A 17,454-nucleotide genomic window follows, 5' to 3' on the forward strand; every position below is an offset into this window, starting at 1 on the left:
ATTAGAAGATGATACGTGCACCTACAGTAATGCTCTGTGGTTGCCCAGCGATATAACTTCCTTGACTAGTTCCCGTACCGTAAGTGATATAGCTTCGATTGAACATATTGATCACACTGGCAAATACCGAGGCTTCTGGCGTTAATTGATGGTTCACCTTTAAACCAACAACCGCATAGGAAGGAACTGGTAAGGTATGCGCGCCATCCAACCAAGAATTACCAATATAACGAACATTGGCTGTCAGACTAGTCTTTGGAAGCGGCATATAGGTCACTCCTGCATAACCCATGTTTTGTGGCACACCACCAACCTGAGATCCGATTGGATTTAAGGATGCATTAACCCCCGAACCAATCCAAGTAAGGATGGTGTTCGTATGGGTGTATGTACCATCAACAGCCCACTGAGCATTGAGATCATGATGTGCCTGTACCTCAAGTCCACGACTTTGAAGATTCTGATTATTGCCATACAAACTAAATGTTTGGCCATTAGCTCCGGTACAAACTGAGATTGGACAACCTGCAGCAGCAGCTTGCGCCTGAGAAACATTGGGTGCATAAACTGCGTTTTTTACATTCGCATTAAAGCCCGTGATCTGCACAAAGCCTGCATTCCAACGATAGTCAGTCCCTAGTTCATAACCAGTCATGTTCTCGGGGCTCAGCAATGGATTGGCCAGGCTAACGCTCGTTGAATTTCCATAAGTACGAAGCGTGTTGTTCAAACCAGGCGCATGGAAACCCTGATAGGCCGCACCCCTAAAGTCCCACTCCTTAGTGGCCTGTAATAACAAGCCCAGATTAGGGCTGAACTTATATGCATTTTGATTAGGGACATTGGTGTAATTTTGAACACCATTTGCACCTGCGATCCAATAGGTTGGAGTCTGACTTTGCCATTGATCCTCTCGAAGCGAGAGAGTGGCTTGCAATGGGATGGCATCTGTTTTGGCCTTCATTTGCGCCATCACACCATAAAACTGTTGCTGACCTTTTGCGTAATCAGAAGAGGTAACCACTCCATTTGCATATCCAGCAGCAGAGCTAAAGGAATTCGTTAAATTCTGTGCAGCTACCTGTCTTCCATCAACACTTACTACTACCTGATTAATGGTTTGATCCTTTAAGTCATGGGTATATTGCGCAGATGCCCCCAGCGTTGAATAAGGATCGTTATAGTTGGCACTAATATAGGCTGGTGTTGCACCGCTATTACTGACATTTTGCTGCCAGAGAGTGGTGTTTTCGTAGAAAGCATTCACCTGAACCTTTTGGGTTGCGCTCAAACGCGTAGTTGCTCCTCCAGAAAAAGTAGTTTCTTGAGTTGTCTTGGTAGCAAAGTTATATCCACCAGATGGTAGATTTTGCATATTGTGGGAACCAAGATTAAAAAAAGCATCCGTATCAGAACTTAATTTCAAGGCTCCTTGAAGTCGGTAATTTGCACTGTTAGCGCTTTCAGGACCCATCCCAGGCAATAGAGGTGCTGACTGCCCTGCTCTATTCTTTGCTGGATAGACTGTTGCCGGAGAAATAGTAGGCTGGTTAATATAACCATCCGTATTAAAGTAGTCCGCAGATGCTCGTAGCTTTAATACGTCATTTACTGCCACTTCTTTTGAAGCAGCCACATTGCTTGTATTGTATGAACCATAACTGGCAGACACTTCGCCTTTGTTATCGTTAATGGGCTTGGTAGTGATGTTGATTAAACCACCCATGCCATAGTTGCCATAAAGATTGGAGACGCCACCGCGAACCAGTTCTACATCCTGCACTGCTGAGAGGGGGACAAGATTCCATTGAATGGTTCCATACATAGCGTCGTTTGCAGGCAGTCCATCGATCAATGCTAGAGTCCGCGCAGCACCAAGACCACGGACATTCAAACTCTGACCGGTGGGGTCCTTTTCATAATACGGTTGATCATTTAAAAATACACTTGCTTGATTCTTTAAGACCTGGTCAACCGTCATTTCCGGGGCGTTTTGAATATCTTCATTCGTCAAAATAGAAGTGTTTTGAGTCATGTCCTTTAGCTCGGTACCAGAGCGAGTGGCACTAACAACCACATCACCTATTTTTTGACCGTAGTCGGGTGGCTGCGCAATTTGTGCTTGCGCGTTGATTAGTACAGACCCAAATAGCACACCCACGCATACGCTGATTTTCTTTTGCTGAAATAACATTTACTGCTCCACTGAACAATACGACAACGTATTGATTAAATCGTTGCCAACTACATAGCTAGGCTATGCCCTAATTTGATTAGGCTTGTACTGGTGGAGCTGCTGAAGGCGGGGTTATCCAAACAGCAAGTGGTTTGGGTGATTGATAGAAAAGCTGAGGCAGCAAAGCGAAAGTCTGCGGAGCTTCAAATCTGAGATTAGTGTTGAATGCCGGAGTGATAACGCTCTGCGCTACACAATACGGGCAAGGCTTCATTTGATTGGCAACGTCTTTCCCGTCATCTTGAACATCGATTTGCATCTTGCTGCCATCGACAGAACAAATCTCCATTGCAAAACCTTCGCCATGCTTAGCCACTGAAACCGCTTGAGATGCGGCTGGCGCCAGCGCGCTCATTGCGATTGCTAAGGCAGCAATCCAGTGAACGAAGCGGTTTTTGGAGGAACTCATGATGAAGGAATTCTATCTGATTTTCCCCAACCTCATCTTGGATTTGCCCTCGTATTGGTGCAGGCAATAAAAAAGGGTCCGAAGACCCTTTTTTATTAGGCTTTTGACCTGAATTACATAGAAGCAGAACGCTCGATGAGTTTGCGACGCATTGGGCGCAATACAAACCAAGCCAAGATTGCAGCCGTACCGTTCAAGATACTAGCAACCCAGAATACCGCTTCCCAACCACCAGTAGTAGCTACCAATACACTAGACAAAGGCACTAACAATGAAGCAGTTCCTTTTGCAGTGTAGAGGAGACCTGCATTACCGGCAGCGTAAGTTGATCCAAATGTATCGGCGTTGGTTGATGGGAACAAGCTGTAAATCTCACCCCATGCAAAGAACACTAAACCAGTTAATAGAACAAACATGACTGGATCACGGCCGAGGTAGTAAAGACCAAGAATACCTAAGCACTCAAATGAGAAGCACAAAGTCATTGTTTGTTCGCGACCAATCTTGTCTGATACCCAACCGAAGAAAGGACGGGTTAAGCCGTTCAAAACGCGATCAATAGTCAATGCAAAAGTCAGAGCCGGTAATGCCAGACCCAGCAAGCTCACTGTTACGCCAGCAACCTGGAAGTCTTTAGCGATTGGAGCCAATTGAGCAGTAGCCATCAAGCCACCAGCAGCAACCATCACGAACATGATGTACATGATCCAGAATACTGGTTGCTTAACCATTTCCATTGGACGGAAGTCCTTACGGGTCTGAGCAACTGCAGCCTTAACAGTGGTGATAGCGCCCTTGATTGGCTTGGAGAGCAACAAACTCAATACAACAACAATTGCGCCTTGACCAATGCCAAAGAACCAGAAAGTTTCTTGATAGCCTTGCTCTGCAATCATTTTTGCAATTGGAATCACGGTTAAAGCAGAGCCTGCACCAAAGCCTGCAGCAGTTACACCAGCAGCCAAACCGCGGCGATCTGGGAACCACTTGAGCGCATTACCTACGCAAGTGCCGTAAACAGCACCAGCACCTACACCACTAACAGCAGCAGCCGTATAGAGCATGGTGAGAGTATCAGCATGGGAGTTCATGATCCAACCAAGACCGCACAAAAGACCGCCAACAAATACCACTGGGCGTGGGCCAAATTTATCTACGAGATAGCCTTCGATTGGTACCAACCAAGTTTCAGTCAATACGAAAATAGTGAACGCAACTTGAATCGCTGCGCGACCCCAACCAAACTTAGCGTCAATTGGGTTTACAAACAAAGTCCAACCGTATTGCAAGTTTGCAATCATCGACATACAAACAACGCCGATTAGTAGCTGAAACCAACGACCTCCTAAAGGTCCTGCAGTTTTCTCGCCGCTCATCCTGAATCTCCTATTTTTACTTTTTATAAATACTTATCACGCCCAAAAATTTGGGTTATGTGATTTTTAAGCATTTACACATTGGAATACTTGACAGTAATCAAGATTCACTCAAATCCCCACTAGTGATTACCCTTGCCTTAACCCTATGAAATATAAGCTTTACACAGGTAAATCAACAGATGCGCGGCGCTACAGACGAGTGACACCAGAAAACAAAAAAGCCACCCAAAGGTGGCTTTTGAACTACTGTAATTTTTTAATTACATGCCGCGATATGCGCCGTCGAAATCATAGTGACGAGCAGGCTTGTCTTGGCTTGGTTTGCTTTCAGAAAAAAGCTGGTTGATCATATTCAATAAAACAGTCATTTGAATCTCCTTAAGGGTTAGTACCTAGAGTATAACCCTAATACTATTGCAGTGCAATAGGCCTAAAAAACGGGCAAAAGTGTCGTAAGCCTATGTTTTTACAAGGAATTAACTCAATTTAGGGGAAAATGCCTGGGATACGCCTGCCGAATGGGGATTTGTGCGGTAAATCCCTTTTTAGCGGAACCTGTCTAGCAGTTTTTTACTGACTTTATCCAATTGGGTAGAGTCTTTGATGAGAAATTGCAGCCCGTTGGAATCGGCAATCAGCAATGTATTGCCAGCAATTCGACGAATATCTTCTTCGCCCTTGAGGCGAATTCGAGTTGGGCCTCGATCCGTTTCGACATCCCAAATACTAGGGGTAGCGAACGTAGAAACCTTAGTGATCTTTTCAATGACTGGCATGAACTCGCGCTCAGCCAGTTCTTCCTCGATCAATCCAAGCTCTGCTTCAGAAATAGCGGTGACATCCGAAAACCAGCAAAGCTCTTTTCCAGATTGATTCATGATGCCAATACCCGCAGCAGGTGCAGTAATTGGAAAAGCTCTGACAGGATGAACGCCAATGTGTCGCTCACCCTTGTTGTCGATAAAGACTAGACGTCCTAGCGCATCACGCTCTAGCTGATGAGTCGCGCTCATACCCCACCCCCAACTTGCTTAGCAACTTCTTCCAGTCTTTCTTCTTGAGCTTCATCTAGACTTTCACCAATAGCACCGCCTTCAACGAGCTCCGCAGCATGACGCAGCTGGGCTTGATACAGGGTGTAATACGCACCCTGGGCTTCCATCAATTGATCGTGAGAGCCTATTTCAACAATCTCACCTTTATCTAGAACCACTAAGCGATCCGCTTTTCTTAAGGTGGAGAGACGGTGGGCAATTGCAATCGTAGTGCGGCCCTTAACCAAGTTATCCAAAGCGCGCTGGATTTCTTTTTCAGTAGTGGTATCAACCGATGATGTTGCTTCATCTAGGATCAGAATGCTTGGATTAATCAGTAATGCTCGTGCAATTGATATGCGCTGACGTTCACCACCAGAGAGAGATTGGCCGCGCTCCCCTACCAGGGAGTCATAGCCTAGAGGGAGGCGAAGAATAAATTCATGGGCATGGGCAGCGCGTGCTGCCTCAATAATTTCTTCGCGAGTTGCATCAGGTTTGCCGTAAGCAATATTCTCCGCAATCGTTCCAAAGAATAAAAACGGTTCTTGCAATACCAAACCAATACGCTTGCGATAGTCAGCAATTCTGATACTGCGAATATCACGACCATCCAAGGAAATCGATCCCGCGCTCACGTCATAGAAGCGGCAGATCAAGTTCACCAAAGTGCTCTTACCAGAACCACTATGACCTACTAGGCCAATCATTTCTCCGGGAGCGATATCTAAGTCAATGCCTTTAGATACGGCACGGTTACCGTAACGGAAGCCTACGCCACGCAGGGAGATACGGCCTTTGACTTCGCCTAATGGGGCTGGATTGATAGGCTCAGGAACGCTAGAGACGTGATCCAAAATATCAAAAATACGTTTAGCGCCAGCGGCTGCTTTCTGAGTATGAGAAACAATCCGACTCATGGAATCTAAGCGAATATAAAAACGTCCGATATAGGCCAAGAAAGCAATCAAGACGCCAACAGAAATTTTCTGGTGCGCAACTTGCCAGATACCAAAACCCCACACCACTAGTAAACCGGTTTCAGTTAGCAAAGTTACCGTAGGAGAAAACAATCCCCACACGCGATTCACGCGATCATTGATTTGTAGATTATGTTTATTAGAATCCACGAAGCGCTTGAGTTCGCGGTCTTCTTGTGCAAATGCTTTGACTACCCGAATGCCTGGAATAGTGTCCGCCAAAATATTAGTTACTTCAGACCAGATGCGATCAATCTTTTCAAAACCAAAACGCAAACGATCGCGCACGACATGAATCATCCAAACAATGAATGGCAATGGCGCCAAGGTAACCAAGGCCAGTAAAGGATCAATGGATACCAGGATGGCCGCGGTCATGGTGATCATCAACACATCGGTAGCAAAGTCCAGTGCGTATAAGGAGAGGAAAACGCAAATACGATCTGTCTCAGCGCCAATGCGGGCAATCAAGTCACCCGTTCTCTTGCCGCCAAAGTATTCCAGTGAAAGTTTGAGTAGGTGTTCGAAAGTAGTATTGCGTAAATCAGCACCAATGCGCTCACTCACCAATGCAAGTAAATAGGTCTTCCACCAACCCAGACCCCACGCAACAATTGCAGCGCCAAATAATGCCAACAGATACATGCTGGCCAAATGAAAATCGATAGGATTGCCGCGCTCATATGGAATCAACACATGATCCATTAAAGGCATCGTGAGATACGGCGGAATTAAAGTCGCGCCTGTAGATAACAGAGTCAACACAAAACCCAACAACAATTGTTTCTTGTAAGGGCGTGCAAAACGCCAAAGCTTGAAGAGCGTCCATGTAGATGGCGGTGCATCATCCTCAGGATCACAAGTCGGACAAGAATCCGAATTCGCGGGCTTAGGGCTTAAGCAAACTGGGCAAACTTGCTTGTCATACTCGCTGACCTCACCATTGCTCATTTCCTCGCCACGAGTTAATTGCTTAAAACTAGATTGCAGGCGAAGTACTTGAGGATTTACCGCCAGGGTGAAATTCCAGGATCTCAACAATTTATCGGGAGTTTCCAGGCGCAAATGCCCTACTCCAGCATGATCACCGTGAATTAAATGAGTATTTTTCTCTAGTTTCCAAGACTCAAATGTATTGCCGTCTGTCCAAAACAAGCCTTGTTCACTGAGTAAAAGCAGGCTTTTTTCAAAGCGTAAATCGAGGCCTAAATCGAGCTCAACCCAAGCTAGTAGGGCTTCAGGGCTCTTTACTGGGGAAGTTTTGGCCCCCAAAACAGACAACCAATAGCTCGGTAGCACGGGGGCAAAAGGTAGGATTTGTGGCTTCATTGACCTTAAAAGTATAGTGGAGCTGAATTTTTTAGATTTATTGCTCCTGTCAACTTTAGAGGGTCAAAAGCCGTTAAATTGTCTAAGTAGGCCCTTTTATGTATTTTTGCTGAATTTGTGAGTTTTTCAAATAACTATTAGAAACAGAGAGACTGTCTGACGCGTCAACGCCAAAACCTGGCGCCGACCATCGCAACACTGCATATGCCCCAATTACTAGATAAATCCATCGAGATTCTGAGTGTTAAGCATCTCCGTGGTCCCAATATGTGGACTTACCATCCCGTGATTGAGGTTTGGCTCGATATTGGCGATTTAGAGGACTACCCCTCTAACCTGATTCCTGGCTTTTATGAACGCATAGTGAAAGCTCTCCCAAGCCTCGTTGAACATCGCTGTAGCTATGGAGAAACTGGCGGATTTTTAAAGCGCGTTGAAGAAGGTACCTGGCCCGCTCACATTCTCGAACACTTAACTCTTGAGTTACAAAACTTAGCTGGCATCCCTGGCGGCTTTGGTAAGGCGCGTGACGGCGATAGGCGCGGCGTTTACAAAGTCATGGTTAGCGCCATCAATGAAGAGGTCACACTTACCGCCCTCAAATATGCGCGTGACCTTTATTTAGCTTTAGCGCAAGATAATGCTGATTGTGTTTCTCTTGTGCAAACCATCATCGAAAATTTACGTGACCTTGGTGATGATCTATTGCTTGGGCCAAGTACCGCATGTATTGTGAATGCAGCAGAAGAGCGTGGTATTCCATCGATTCGTTTATCTGAAGGCAACCTGGTTCAGTTAGGCTATGGCGCTAAACAACGCCGCATCTGGACAGCCGAGACTGATCAAACGAGCGCAATTGCTGAAACCATTTCTCGCGACAAAGACCTAACCAAGAGCTTGCTACGTAGCGCCGGAGTTCCAACACCTGAAGGTAGAACTGTTACCAGCCCCGATGATGCTTGGGAAGCGGCACAAGATATTGGCTTACCAGTGGTTGTAAAGCCCATAGATGGCAATCATGGCCGCGGCGTATTTATCAACCTCTATACCCAACAAGAAATTGAAGCTGCTTATGCCGTCGCGATCGATGAAGGTAGCGAGGTTTTGGTTGAGCGCCACATTGTTGGTGATGAACACCGCTTACTAGTGGTAGGTAATAAAGTGGTTGCTGCTGCAAAAGGTGAAACCGTATGGGTCACTGGTGATGGCAAACATACCGTTCATGAACTCATTCAAATACAAATTAATTCTGATCCACGGCGCGGCACTGCAGAAGAGCATCCTCTAAATCCTGTGCGTATTGATTCTGCAGTAGAGCTTGAGCTGGCACGTCAACAATTAAAAGGTGATAGCGTTCCTGCAGCAGACCACAAAGTACTTATTCAGAGCAATGGCAACGTTGCCTTTGATGTCACAGATTTAATTCACCCTGATGTTGCTAGTCAAGTGGCCTTAGCTGCTCGCGTTGTTGGTCTTGAAATTGCCGGCGTTGATTTAGTGGCACAGGATATTAGCAAACCATTGGCAGATCAAAATGCTGCCATTGTTGAAGTCAATGCAGGCCCAGGCCTTCTGATGCATCTCAAACCCGCAAGCGGCAAACCTCAACCTGTTGGCAAAGAAATTGCGAATCACCTCTTTCCACCTGGGGTAGATTTCCGTATTCCGGTAGTTGGTGTTTGCGGTGAACACGGCAAAACCCCTGTCGCCGAAATGATTGCCCATTTCTTACGCCTAATGAATGTCTATGTTGGCCTGTCTTGCAGTAAAGGCCTGTTCTTTGGTAATCGAGCCATTCCAAACTCCAATGCATCAAATTGGGAGAATGCCCGACGCACCCTTCTCAATCGTGCGGTAGAAGCTGTTGTGATTGAGAATAATCATCTATCGATGTTGATTGAAGGCTTAGCCTACGATCGCTGCCAAGTGGGTGTAGTTCTCAATGTGGATCCTACAGCCAACTTCCCGCAATACGCTATTTACGACGAAGATCAAGTCTTTAGTGTCGTGCGTACCCAGATTGATGTCGTTCTTCCAACCGGTGTTGCCGTACTCAATGCTGATGATCCAATGTGCGTACAAATGGCCGAGCTTTGTGATGGTCAGGTGATTTTCTTTAGCGAGAATTCGGACTCTGAGATTGTCAAATCCCACTTAGCAAACGGTGGTCGCGCAGTTGTCATTGGCAAACAGCAAATTACCCTGAAGTCTGGAAAGCTAGATCAGAAATCCATTCCTGTACCACGTCACTCTGAAGCCAACCACTCTACTCCTTGGAAGACCATGAATTTAGGTGCGGCTATATCAGCAGCCTGGGCTCTTGAAATTCCATTCAACGTTATCGAAGCAGGTGCAGAAACATTCGTGCCTGACGCCACTACTGCTACAGGGGCTTAATTGGAAATTACCCGTATTCGCATGTTGCGCGGCCCAAATTTATGGAGCCGCCACACCGCTTTAGAAGCGATTGTTTCTTGTGATGAGTCTGAACGCTCAATCGATTCTATCCCTCAATTTGAAACCAAGATTCGCGAGCGCTTTCCTCAACTGGGTAGCATGCGTCGCGGCGGGCACAATGAAGTACTTTCTTTAGCTCATGCTCTTGAGCATGCAGCGCTTGGCCTTCAAGCGCAAGCAGGTTGCCCCGTTACCTTTAGTCGCACAGTACAAACAGTCGATGCTGGCGTTTATCAAGTCGTCGTGGAATACACCGAAGAAGTAGTTGGTCGCATGGCTTTTGACTTTGGTTTTGCTTTGATTCAAGCAACACTCAACGATGCGCCGTTTGATCTTGCTGCCGCCCTCTCAGAATTAGAGGCCCTGTACGAGGACGTTCGCCTTGGACCAAGTACTGGATCCATTGTTGATGCCGCAGTCCAACGTAACATCCCATACCGCCGCATGACTGAAGGCAGCATGGTGCAATTTGGTTGGGGTAGCAAACAGAAACGCATTCAAGCTGCAGAAACCAGTGATACCAGCGCGATTGCTGAAGCGATTGCCCAAGACAAAGAACTTACCAAGAACTTACTTGCCGCTGCTGGCGTATCAGTTCCCATAGGCGAAGTAGTTACCACTGCTGATGATGCTTGGCGTGCTGCTCAAAAAATTGGTGGTCCGATTGTTTTAAAGCCGAAAGATGGTAACCAAGGCAAAGGCGTTGTTGCCAATATTCAAACCGAAGAAGAGGTCCGCGCTGGCTTTATTGTGACCCAAGCCTTTGGTCGGGAAACCATTGTTGAGCGCTATCTCCCTGGTGCAGACTATCGCTTGCTCGTCGTGGGCAACCGCCTCTCGGCCGCTGCTCGGCGTGAGCCAGCACAAGTAGTTGGCGATGGCAGTCACTCTGTTGCAGAGCTAGTTGAAATCGAGAATAAAAATCCATTGCGTGGCGATGGCCATGCAACAGCTTTAACCAAGATTCGCTTTGATGACATTGCCATGGCGCATCTGGCAAGCTCTGGTCTTACCCCACAATACGTCCCCAAGACTGGCGAACGCGTTCTACTTCGCAATAACGCCAATCTCAGCACCGGCGGAACCGCTACTGATGTTACTGACGATGTTCATCCAGATGTTGCGGCAAGTGCAGTCGCTGCCGCCCAGATGATTGGACTTGATATTGCTGGTGTAGACATTCTTTGTGAAAATATTTACAAGCCACTGGAACAACAAGGTGGCGGTATAGTTGAAGTCAATGCTGCGCCTGGTTTACGTATGCATCTCAAGCCTTCGTATGGCAAAGGACGCCCCGTTGGCGAAGACATCATCAATATGATGTTCCCACTAGGTGAAGATGGCCGCATTCCAGTGGTAGCGGTTACCGGTACGAACGGTAAAACTACTACAGTGCGCCTCATTGCTCACTTGTTAAATGAAACTGGCCTACGCGTTGGTATGACAGGAACTGATGGTGTTTACATCAATCATCGCCTCATCGATACCGGCGATTGCAGCGGTCCTAAAAGTGCTCGCAATGTATTAATGCATCCCGATGTAGATGCTGCCGTACTCGAAACAGCCCGAGGTGGTTTGCTTCGTGAAGGTTTAGGCTTTGATCGCTGCGAAGTTGCAGTTGTAACCAATATTGGCGAAGGTGACCATTTAGGCCTTAATTACATTACTAGCGTTGAAGATTTAGCCATCCTCAAACGCGTGATTGTACAGAACGTTGCGCCCACTGGTGCCGCCGTCCTCAATGCGGCAGACCCAATGGTTGTGAAGATGGGTGACAAGTGCTCTGGTCGAGTGATTTTCTTTGCCCAAAATCAACACGACCCAGTCATTGCCGCTCATCGTGCCAAGAATAAAAAAGTCATTTATTTTGATGGCACCTACATAGTTGCCTCCAAGGGATCGCGTGTGATGTATCGCTTCCCCATAAGCGAAATTCCCCTAACCCAAAATGGCATACTAGGCTTCCAAATTGAAAATGCCATGGCTGCGATTGGCGCAGCCTGGGCCCTTGGTCTTGATGCCGAAAAGATTGCTCGCGGTTTACATAGCTTTGAAAGCGATCCGAATTCCGTACCGGGACGCTTTAATCAATTCCAACATAATGGCGCCACCGTCATTGCTGACTATGGCCATAACCCCGATGCTATGCGCGCTCTTACTAGCGCAGTTGAGGCCATGAAACCCAAGAGGAGGCACGTGGTTATTAGTGGTGCAGGTGATCGTCGAGACGAAGATATCCGTGATCTAACCCGTATCTTGGGCAACTCATTTGATAACGTCATTCTTTATCAAGATGCCTGCCAGCGTGGTCGTGAAGATGGTGAAGTATTAAAGCTATTGCGAGAAGGCTTAGTTGACGCCACTAAGGCAAAGCAAGTTCAAGAAATACATGGTGAATTTAAGGCTATTGATACAGCCCTAAATGATCTTTCTGCAGGCGATATTTGCTTGATTCTGATTGACCAAGTGGAAGAGTCTCTTGCTTACCTTAAACAACAGGTGAGACCTTAATCACAACTGCATGGTCATTAAAAAACCCAATCACTTGCTTGGGTTTTTTATTGGTGAAGCACTAATGCGCTTATGAGTGATAGCTTCGAATGCGATCAATCTCTTCTTTAGAGCCTAGCATCACGGAAACTCGCTCATGCAAGTCTGTTGGCTGCAAATCCATAATGAGATCTGTTCCATTGATAGATGCGCCACCCGCCTGCTCCACTAGGAAACTCATTGGATTTGCCTCATACATCAGGCGCAACTTACCTGGCTTGTGTGGTTCACGCTGATCCCATGGGTACATAAACACCCCGCCACGAGATAAAACACGATGTACATCCGCAACCATGGAAGCGATCCAGCGCATATTGAAATCCTTGTCACGCGTGCCACTGACACCAGCTAAGCACTCTTCAACATAACGACGAACTGGGTCAGCCCAGTGGCGCATATTGGACATATTGATTGCAAACTCTTTGGTTGAATGAGAAATCTTTACCGCATCCTTAATGAGCAAAAACTCACCAGTCACTTTATTCAAGGTAAACATCACTACACCATCACCCAGGGTCAAGGCCATCGTAGTTTGAGGGCCATATACTACATAACCCGCAGCAACTTGATGACGTCCTGACAATAAAAAGTCAGAGGTCTGTAACGGTGCCTTCGGGTCTTGTTTCTTGAGCACAGAAAAAATAGTGCCAATCGACACGTTCACATCAATATTGGATGAGCCATCCAGTGGATCAAACAGTAGCAAGTAGTCACCTGTACCCTGGACCGGAACTGGGAGCTCCATTTCTTCTGAAGCTAAACCTGCGAGTGATTTACAACCCTTTACACCATCAATCAATAGGTCATTAGCAATGATGTCGAGCTTTTGCTGAACTTCACCCTGTACGTTGCCGGTGCCAGCAGAACCCAACAAGCCAATCAAGGCGCCCTGCGCTACTTCATGACTGAGAGTTGAGCAGGTGTTAACAACCGCGGTCAGCAAATCTTGCAATCCAACCGGGATAGCAGCACCAGCTGGCTTCGTGGAGGTCAAATATTGCTTGAAATTGATATGGGTACTTGAGGACAAAGGTATTTCTCCAAAGCTCTATTGAAATTAAGGTCTATTTTGCCTTGTTCCGAATGCCAACCTCAAAATATTGATATTTCCCATCTAAATGGTCATTTGGGCACCAACCCACTCTAATTTTGATGTTATTTTAGATGTTATAATGCATCAATAATGATGAGGAATATATATGAGAACTACTGTCACGATTGACGACGATCTATATCAAAGAGGTTTGGATCTTGCTGACCCTGATATGGATAAAGCTGATCTCTTTAGGGAGGCCATTAACGTATTCATAAGAGTTCAAGTTGCCAAGAGGTTGGTAGCATTGGGTGGTAAATCACCTCAGATGAAGGCTATTCCTCGCCGCAAACCGAAGGATGGCCAATAATCATGACCATGGTTTTAGTTGACACATCAGTCTGGGTAGCTCACTTTAGAAAGTCAAATGCATCTTTCGAAGCTCTACTACTAAATGACCAAATACTGTGTCATCCCCTAATCCAAATAGAATTAGCCTGCGGATCACCCCCATCGCCACGCTCTAAAACCTTGGGCTATATTAAAAAATTACGACAAGCAACTATAGCCACCCCTTATGAAATATTGGAGTTTATTGAAAAGCATCAACTCCAAGAATCTGGATGTGGGGCTATTGATGTGTCACTCCTTACATCAACTCTGCTTTCAGAAAATGCCCAGCTTTGGACTCTGGATAAGAGCCTAGAAAAGCTTGCAATTCGATTGGGTATTTCATACGGCAATAAGCTCCATTAACTTCTTAGTTACCCAGCGCCTTTCCAATCACTTCTCTCACGTCGGGAGAGAGTGTTGGGCATGCAGAAACACGCTCTAGAGCCGCTTTCATATGATCTTGATAGGGTTGGGTAAATAAACGCCAGCGGTCCAGCGCTCTTGCAAGACGAGCCGCTACCTGGGGATTGATGGGATCAAGAGCTAATACGCTATCGGCCCAGAACTCATAACCACTGCCATCCGCCTGATGAAAGCTAGCTGGATTGTTAGCGCAGAACGAATGAATCACGCTACGAACTCGGTTTGGATTGTTTAACTTAAATGCAGGATGTTCGCGGAGCTTCTTCACCTCAGCGAGAGTGGGATCAAGACCATCAACAGGGGGACGACTGGATTGCAAGCCAAACCACTTATCGATTACCAAAGCATCATTCGCAAATCGATTATAAAAATCAATTAAGCAATCTTTAGCTTGTTTTGCGCCGTGCACCACTAATGCGACTAAGGCTGCATAACGGTCAGTCATATTGTCAGCAATTTGATATTGATTGGCTGCCATTGGTGCCCACACTGCTGGTGCCGCCTCCAGCAACATGCTCAATGCTAGATTTTTCAGGGCACGCTTACCAGCATCTACTCCATCAGACTTAAATGGTCCAGGGGTTTGCATCTGCTGATACAAGGCAGCCCACTCGAGTTGCAACTGTTTCGCAATCTCTTTACGGAAAGCGCGTCGCGCAGCAAATATCTTCTGAGGATCAACGCTCGTGCATTGCTCATACAAATAAGACTCTGCAGGCAGCGTTAAAGCCAGATCCTTAAAGGCTGGATCCAAATTAGGGTCTAGCAAGATATTGCGGTACGCTTCAATCAGTTTTTCATCAGGCAAACGATTATTTAAAATCATTTGCATCGCTAACTTCTGACCAGCCTCCCAACGATTAAATGCATCATCATCGCTTGAGAATAAAGTCAGAAGATCTGCCTCGGATTGCTCGAAATCTAAATTAATCGGCGCCGAGAAATTGCGATTAATTGAAAGCACTGGTCGCTCTTCAATTTGGTCAAAAGTCCAAGTTTGAGTTTCTTGTGTTAATTCCAATAACTGCTCTGCTTGGTCATTCGCCTTTGTGATTAAGCGCATCTTCAATGGAATATGAAAGGGCTTCTTCTCCGGCTGACCCGGACTAGGCGCACAACTTTGTGTCAGCGTCAGTTGGTACTGTTTTTTGGCGGCGTCATAGTGCTCTTGCACCTTAACACTTGGGGTGCCTGCCTGGCTATACCAATTCTTAAACTGAGTCAGGTCCTTGCCATTAGCGTCTGCCATCGCAGCCAAGAAATCATCGCAGGTAACCGCCTGACCATCATGACGCTTAAAGTAGAGATCCATTCCTTTGCGGAAGCCGTCTTTACCCAAAAGAGTTTGATACATCCTAACAACTTCTGAACCCTTCTCATAGATAGTAACGGTATAGAAGTTATTGATTTCTTGATACTCATCCGGGCGAATCGGATGCGCCATCGGACCCGCATCTTCAGGAAATTGCAATTGGCGAAGCAAGCGAACATCTTCAATTCGCTTTACCGCCCTACCGGATTCACTACCCATTTGATCAGCAGAAAACTCTTGATCTCTAAATACAGTCAAACCTTCTTTCAGGGATAACTGAAACCAATCCTGGCAAGTAACGCGGTTACCCGTCCAATTATGGAAGTATTCATGGGCAACGACACTTTCAATATTGGCGAAGTCTGCATCTGTCGCAGTTTCTGGCTGAGCAAGAACAAACTTGGTATTGAAAATATTCAAACCCTTGTTTTCCATTGCACCCATATTGAAGTCACTTACGGCCACAATCATGAAGCGCTCTAAATCCAACTCCAGTCCAAAACGCTTTTCGTCCCAATGAATAGAGGCAATTAGGGAGTCCATAGCATGTCGAGTCTTCTTGAGGTCATGCGGCTCAACCCAGATCTGCAGTAACTTCTTAGCACCGCTACTAGTGGTGATAGTCTCTTCAATGCATTCCAACTTACCAGCAACTAAGGCAAACAAATAGGATGGCTTAGGAAACGGATCTTCCCAAGTAGCGCTATGCCATTCATTAGGTAGTTTTTCTGTAGTCAGTAGGTTGCCGTTAGATAACAGCACAGGACACTCTGCTTCGCGTGCACGCAATGTCACGCGATACCGCGCCATCACATCCGGGCGATCCAAGAAGTAAGCAATCTTTCTAAAACCCTCTGCTTCACATTGAGTGAAAAAGTTCCCGTTGGAAACATACAAGCCCATCAAAGTAGTATTTTTTTCTGGGACGCAAACGCAAATAATTTCTACGACAAACTTTTCTTTGCCTTCATTTGGCAGCGTATGAATCGTCAGTGTTTCTGGTGTTAATTCAAAATGACGATGGGCTTCACCATTGATGCGCAAACTAACAAACTCGAGCTCTTGCCCAACCAAAACCAAGGGAGCTCCTGCCTTAAAGCTTTTGCCTGGCAAAACCTCAATACGACTTTTCACAATGGTTCGCGCTGGATCCAGAGCGATATCGAGTTCGACTTGATCGAAGGTGTATACAGGTGGTAGGTATTCGAGCCTACGAAAGCTCTGGTGGAGATCAGTTTTCATGAGCCTATTTTAAGTCTTGGCTGGCAGACGGGTTGATTCGCTATCTCAGGCCCATATCAGGGTAGCTAAGCCAATTGCAATAAAGGTGACGGCTGCCACTGCATGCACCCACTTAATGGGCATACGTTTCGTGAATTTCTGACCAATCCAGACGGCAGGGGCATTTGCCAGCATCATCCCCAATGTGGTGCCAACCGTTACAGAAACTACATCCTCGTAGCGAGCGCCCAAGGCGATAGTCGCAATTTGTGTCTTATCGCCCATCTCGGCCAAAAAGAACAAGCCTACCGTGAGCAAAAATACTTGGGGGGCCCTATCAGTTAACTTAGATCCGGCTGCATCATCAATATGATCTGGCACCAGCAACCACAGGCCGATTCCTAAAAAGCTCAAACCCAAAATCCAACGCATCACATCCGGTGACACTAAAGTAGTAAGCCAATGACCTAATAAAGCAGCACAAGCATGATTAGCAATAGTGGCAATAAAGATGCCTGCAATGATCGCTAATGCTTGCTTGGGATAGCGAGCCGCAAGCATTAATGAGAGGAGTTGGGTTTTATCTCCCATCTCCGCTAGGGCAACTACCCCGGCAGAGAGGGTTAAGGCTGAAAAATCCATAAATAATGTAGGTCCAGTAAGTTTTGCGTGTCAGGGATAGTTTAAATCCTAGCACT

The 17,454-nt window shown here is 46.3% G+C and carries 12 protein-coding genes; 4 read left to right on the forward strand and 8 right to left on the reverse strand.

Annotated features, from left to right (window positions below):
* Position 1: 1 nt before the first annotated feature.
* From ICN44_RS01430 to ICN44_RS01450, 5 genes are all read right to left on the reverse strand, one after another.
* A complete protein-coding gene (locus ICN44_RS01430; protein WP_216262262.1) occupies positions 2-2,194 on the reverse strand; it encodes a TonB-dependent receptor in 2,193 nt (730 codons plus the stop codon).
* A gap of 79 nt (positions 2,195-2,273) precedes the next feature.
* Positions 2,274-2,645, reverse strand: a complete 372-nt coding sequence (locus tag ICN44_RS01435; RefSeq protein WP_215320305.1) for a DUF2946 domain-containing protein — start codon at positions 2,643-2,645, stop codon at positions 2,274-2,276.
* Between the two features lie 113 nt (positions 2,646-2,758).
* Positions 2,759-4,021: an oxalate/formate MFS antiporter gene (gene oxlT / locus ICN44_RS01440; protein ID WP_216262263.1), complete on the reverse strand. Its 1,263-nt coding sequence runs from the start codon at positions 4,019-4,021 to the stop codon at positions 2,759-2,761.
* A 548-nt stretch (positions 4,022-4,569) separates the two neighbouring features.
* The gene (locus ICN44_RS01445) at positions 4,570-5,037 is read right to left on the reverse strand and encodes a DUF1854 domain-containing protein (protein ID WP_216262264.1); all 468 of its coding nucleotides are present in this window, start codon (positions 5,035-5,037) and stop codon (positions 4,570-4,572) included.
* Positions 5,034-7,367 (reverse strand): ABC transporter ATP-binding protein, encoded by a 2,334-nt coding sequence (locus ICN44_RS01450; protein WP_216262267.1) that lies wholly within the window; start codon positions 7,365-7,367, stop codon positions 5,034-5,036. Before ICN44_RS01450 ends, ICN44_RS01445 begins: the two co-directional genes overlap by 4 nt.
* A gap of 204 nt (positions 7,368-7,571) precedes the next feature.
* Between ICN44_RS01450 and cphA (ICN44_RS01455) the strand changes: the two genes are divergently transcribed.
* Both cphA (ICN44_RS01455) and cphA (ICN44_RS01460) read left to right on the forward strand, forming a co-directional pair.
* Positions 7,572-9,764, forward strand: coding sequence for a cyanophycin synthetase (cphA, locus tag ICN44_RS01455; RefSeq protein WP_216262269.1), 2,193 nt, complete (start codon positions 7,572-7,574; stop codon positions 9,762-9,764).
* Positions 9,765-12,335 carry a cyanophycin synthetase gene (gene cphA, locus ICN44_RS01460; RefSeq protein WP_216262271.1) on the forward strand — a complete coding sequence of 857 codons (2,571 nt, stop codon included), beginning with the start codon at positions 9,765-9,767 and terminating at the stop codon, positions 12,333-12,335.
* Positions 12,336-12,405: 70 nt separating this feature from the next.
* Here the strand turns inward: cphA (ICN44_RS01460) and ICN44_RS01465 are convergent, their stop codons facing one another.
* Positions 12,406-13,404 (reverse strand): class 1 fructose-bisphosphatase, encoded by a 999-nt coding sequence (locus tag ICN44_RS01465; RefSeq protein ID WP_216262272.1) that lies wholly within the window; start codon positions 13,402-13,404, stop codon positions 12,406-12,408.
* A gap of 169 nt (positions 13,405-13,573) precedes the next feature.
* Between ICN44_RS01465 and ICN44_RS01470 the strand changes: the two genes are divergently transcribed.
* Together ICN44_RS01470 and ICN44_RS01475 are read left to right on the forward strand one after the other, a co-directional pair.
* Positions 13,574-13,777 (forward strand): type II toxin-antitoxin system VapB family antitoxin, encoded by a 204-nt coding sequence (locus ICN44_RS01470; protein ID WP_215320319.1) that lies wholly within the window; start codon positions 13,574-13,576, stop codon positions 13,775-13,777.
* 2 nt (positions 13,778-13,779) lie between these two features.
* The gene (locus ICN44_RS01475) at positions 13,780-14,163 is read left to right on the forward strand and encodes a type II toxin-antitoxin system VapC family toxin (RefSeq protein WP_216262273.1); all 384 of its coding nucleotides are present in this window, start codon (positions 13,780-13,782) and stop codon (positions 14,161-14,163) included.
* Between the two features lie 4 nt (positions 14,164-14,167).
* Here ICN44_RS01475 and pepN read toward each other — a convergent pair whose 3' ends face one another.
* Complete coding sequence (pepN, locus tag ICN44_RS01480; RefSeq protein WP_216262274.1) at positions 14,168-16,777, reverse strand: aminopeptidase N; 2,610 nt, start codon at positions 16,775-16,777, stop codon at positions 14,168-14,170.
* A 45-nt stretch (positions 16,778-16,822) separates the two neighbouring features.
* A complete protein-coding gene (locus ICN44_RS01485) occupies positions 16,823-17,398 on the reverse strand; it encodes a TMEM165/GDT1 family protein (RefSeq protein ID WP_216262275.1) in 576 nt (191 codons plus the stop codon).
* Between the last annotated feature and the right edge of the window lie 56 nt (positions 17,399-17,454).

The sequence above is a fragment of the Polynucleobacter sp. JS-Fieb-80-E5 genome (assembly GCF_018882015.1).
Taxonomy (GTDB): domain Bacteria; phylum Pseudomonadota; class Gammaproteobacteria; order Burkholderiales; family Burkholderiaceae; genus Polynucleobacter.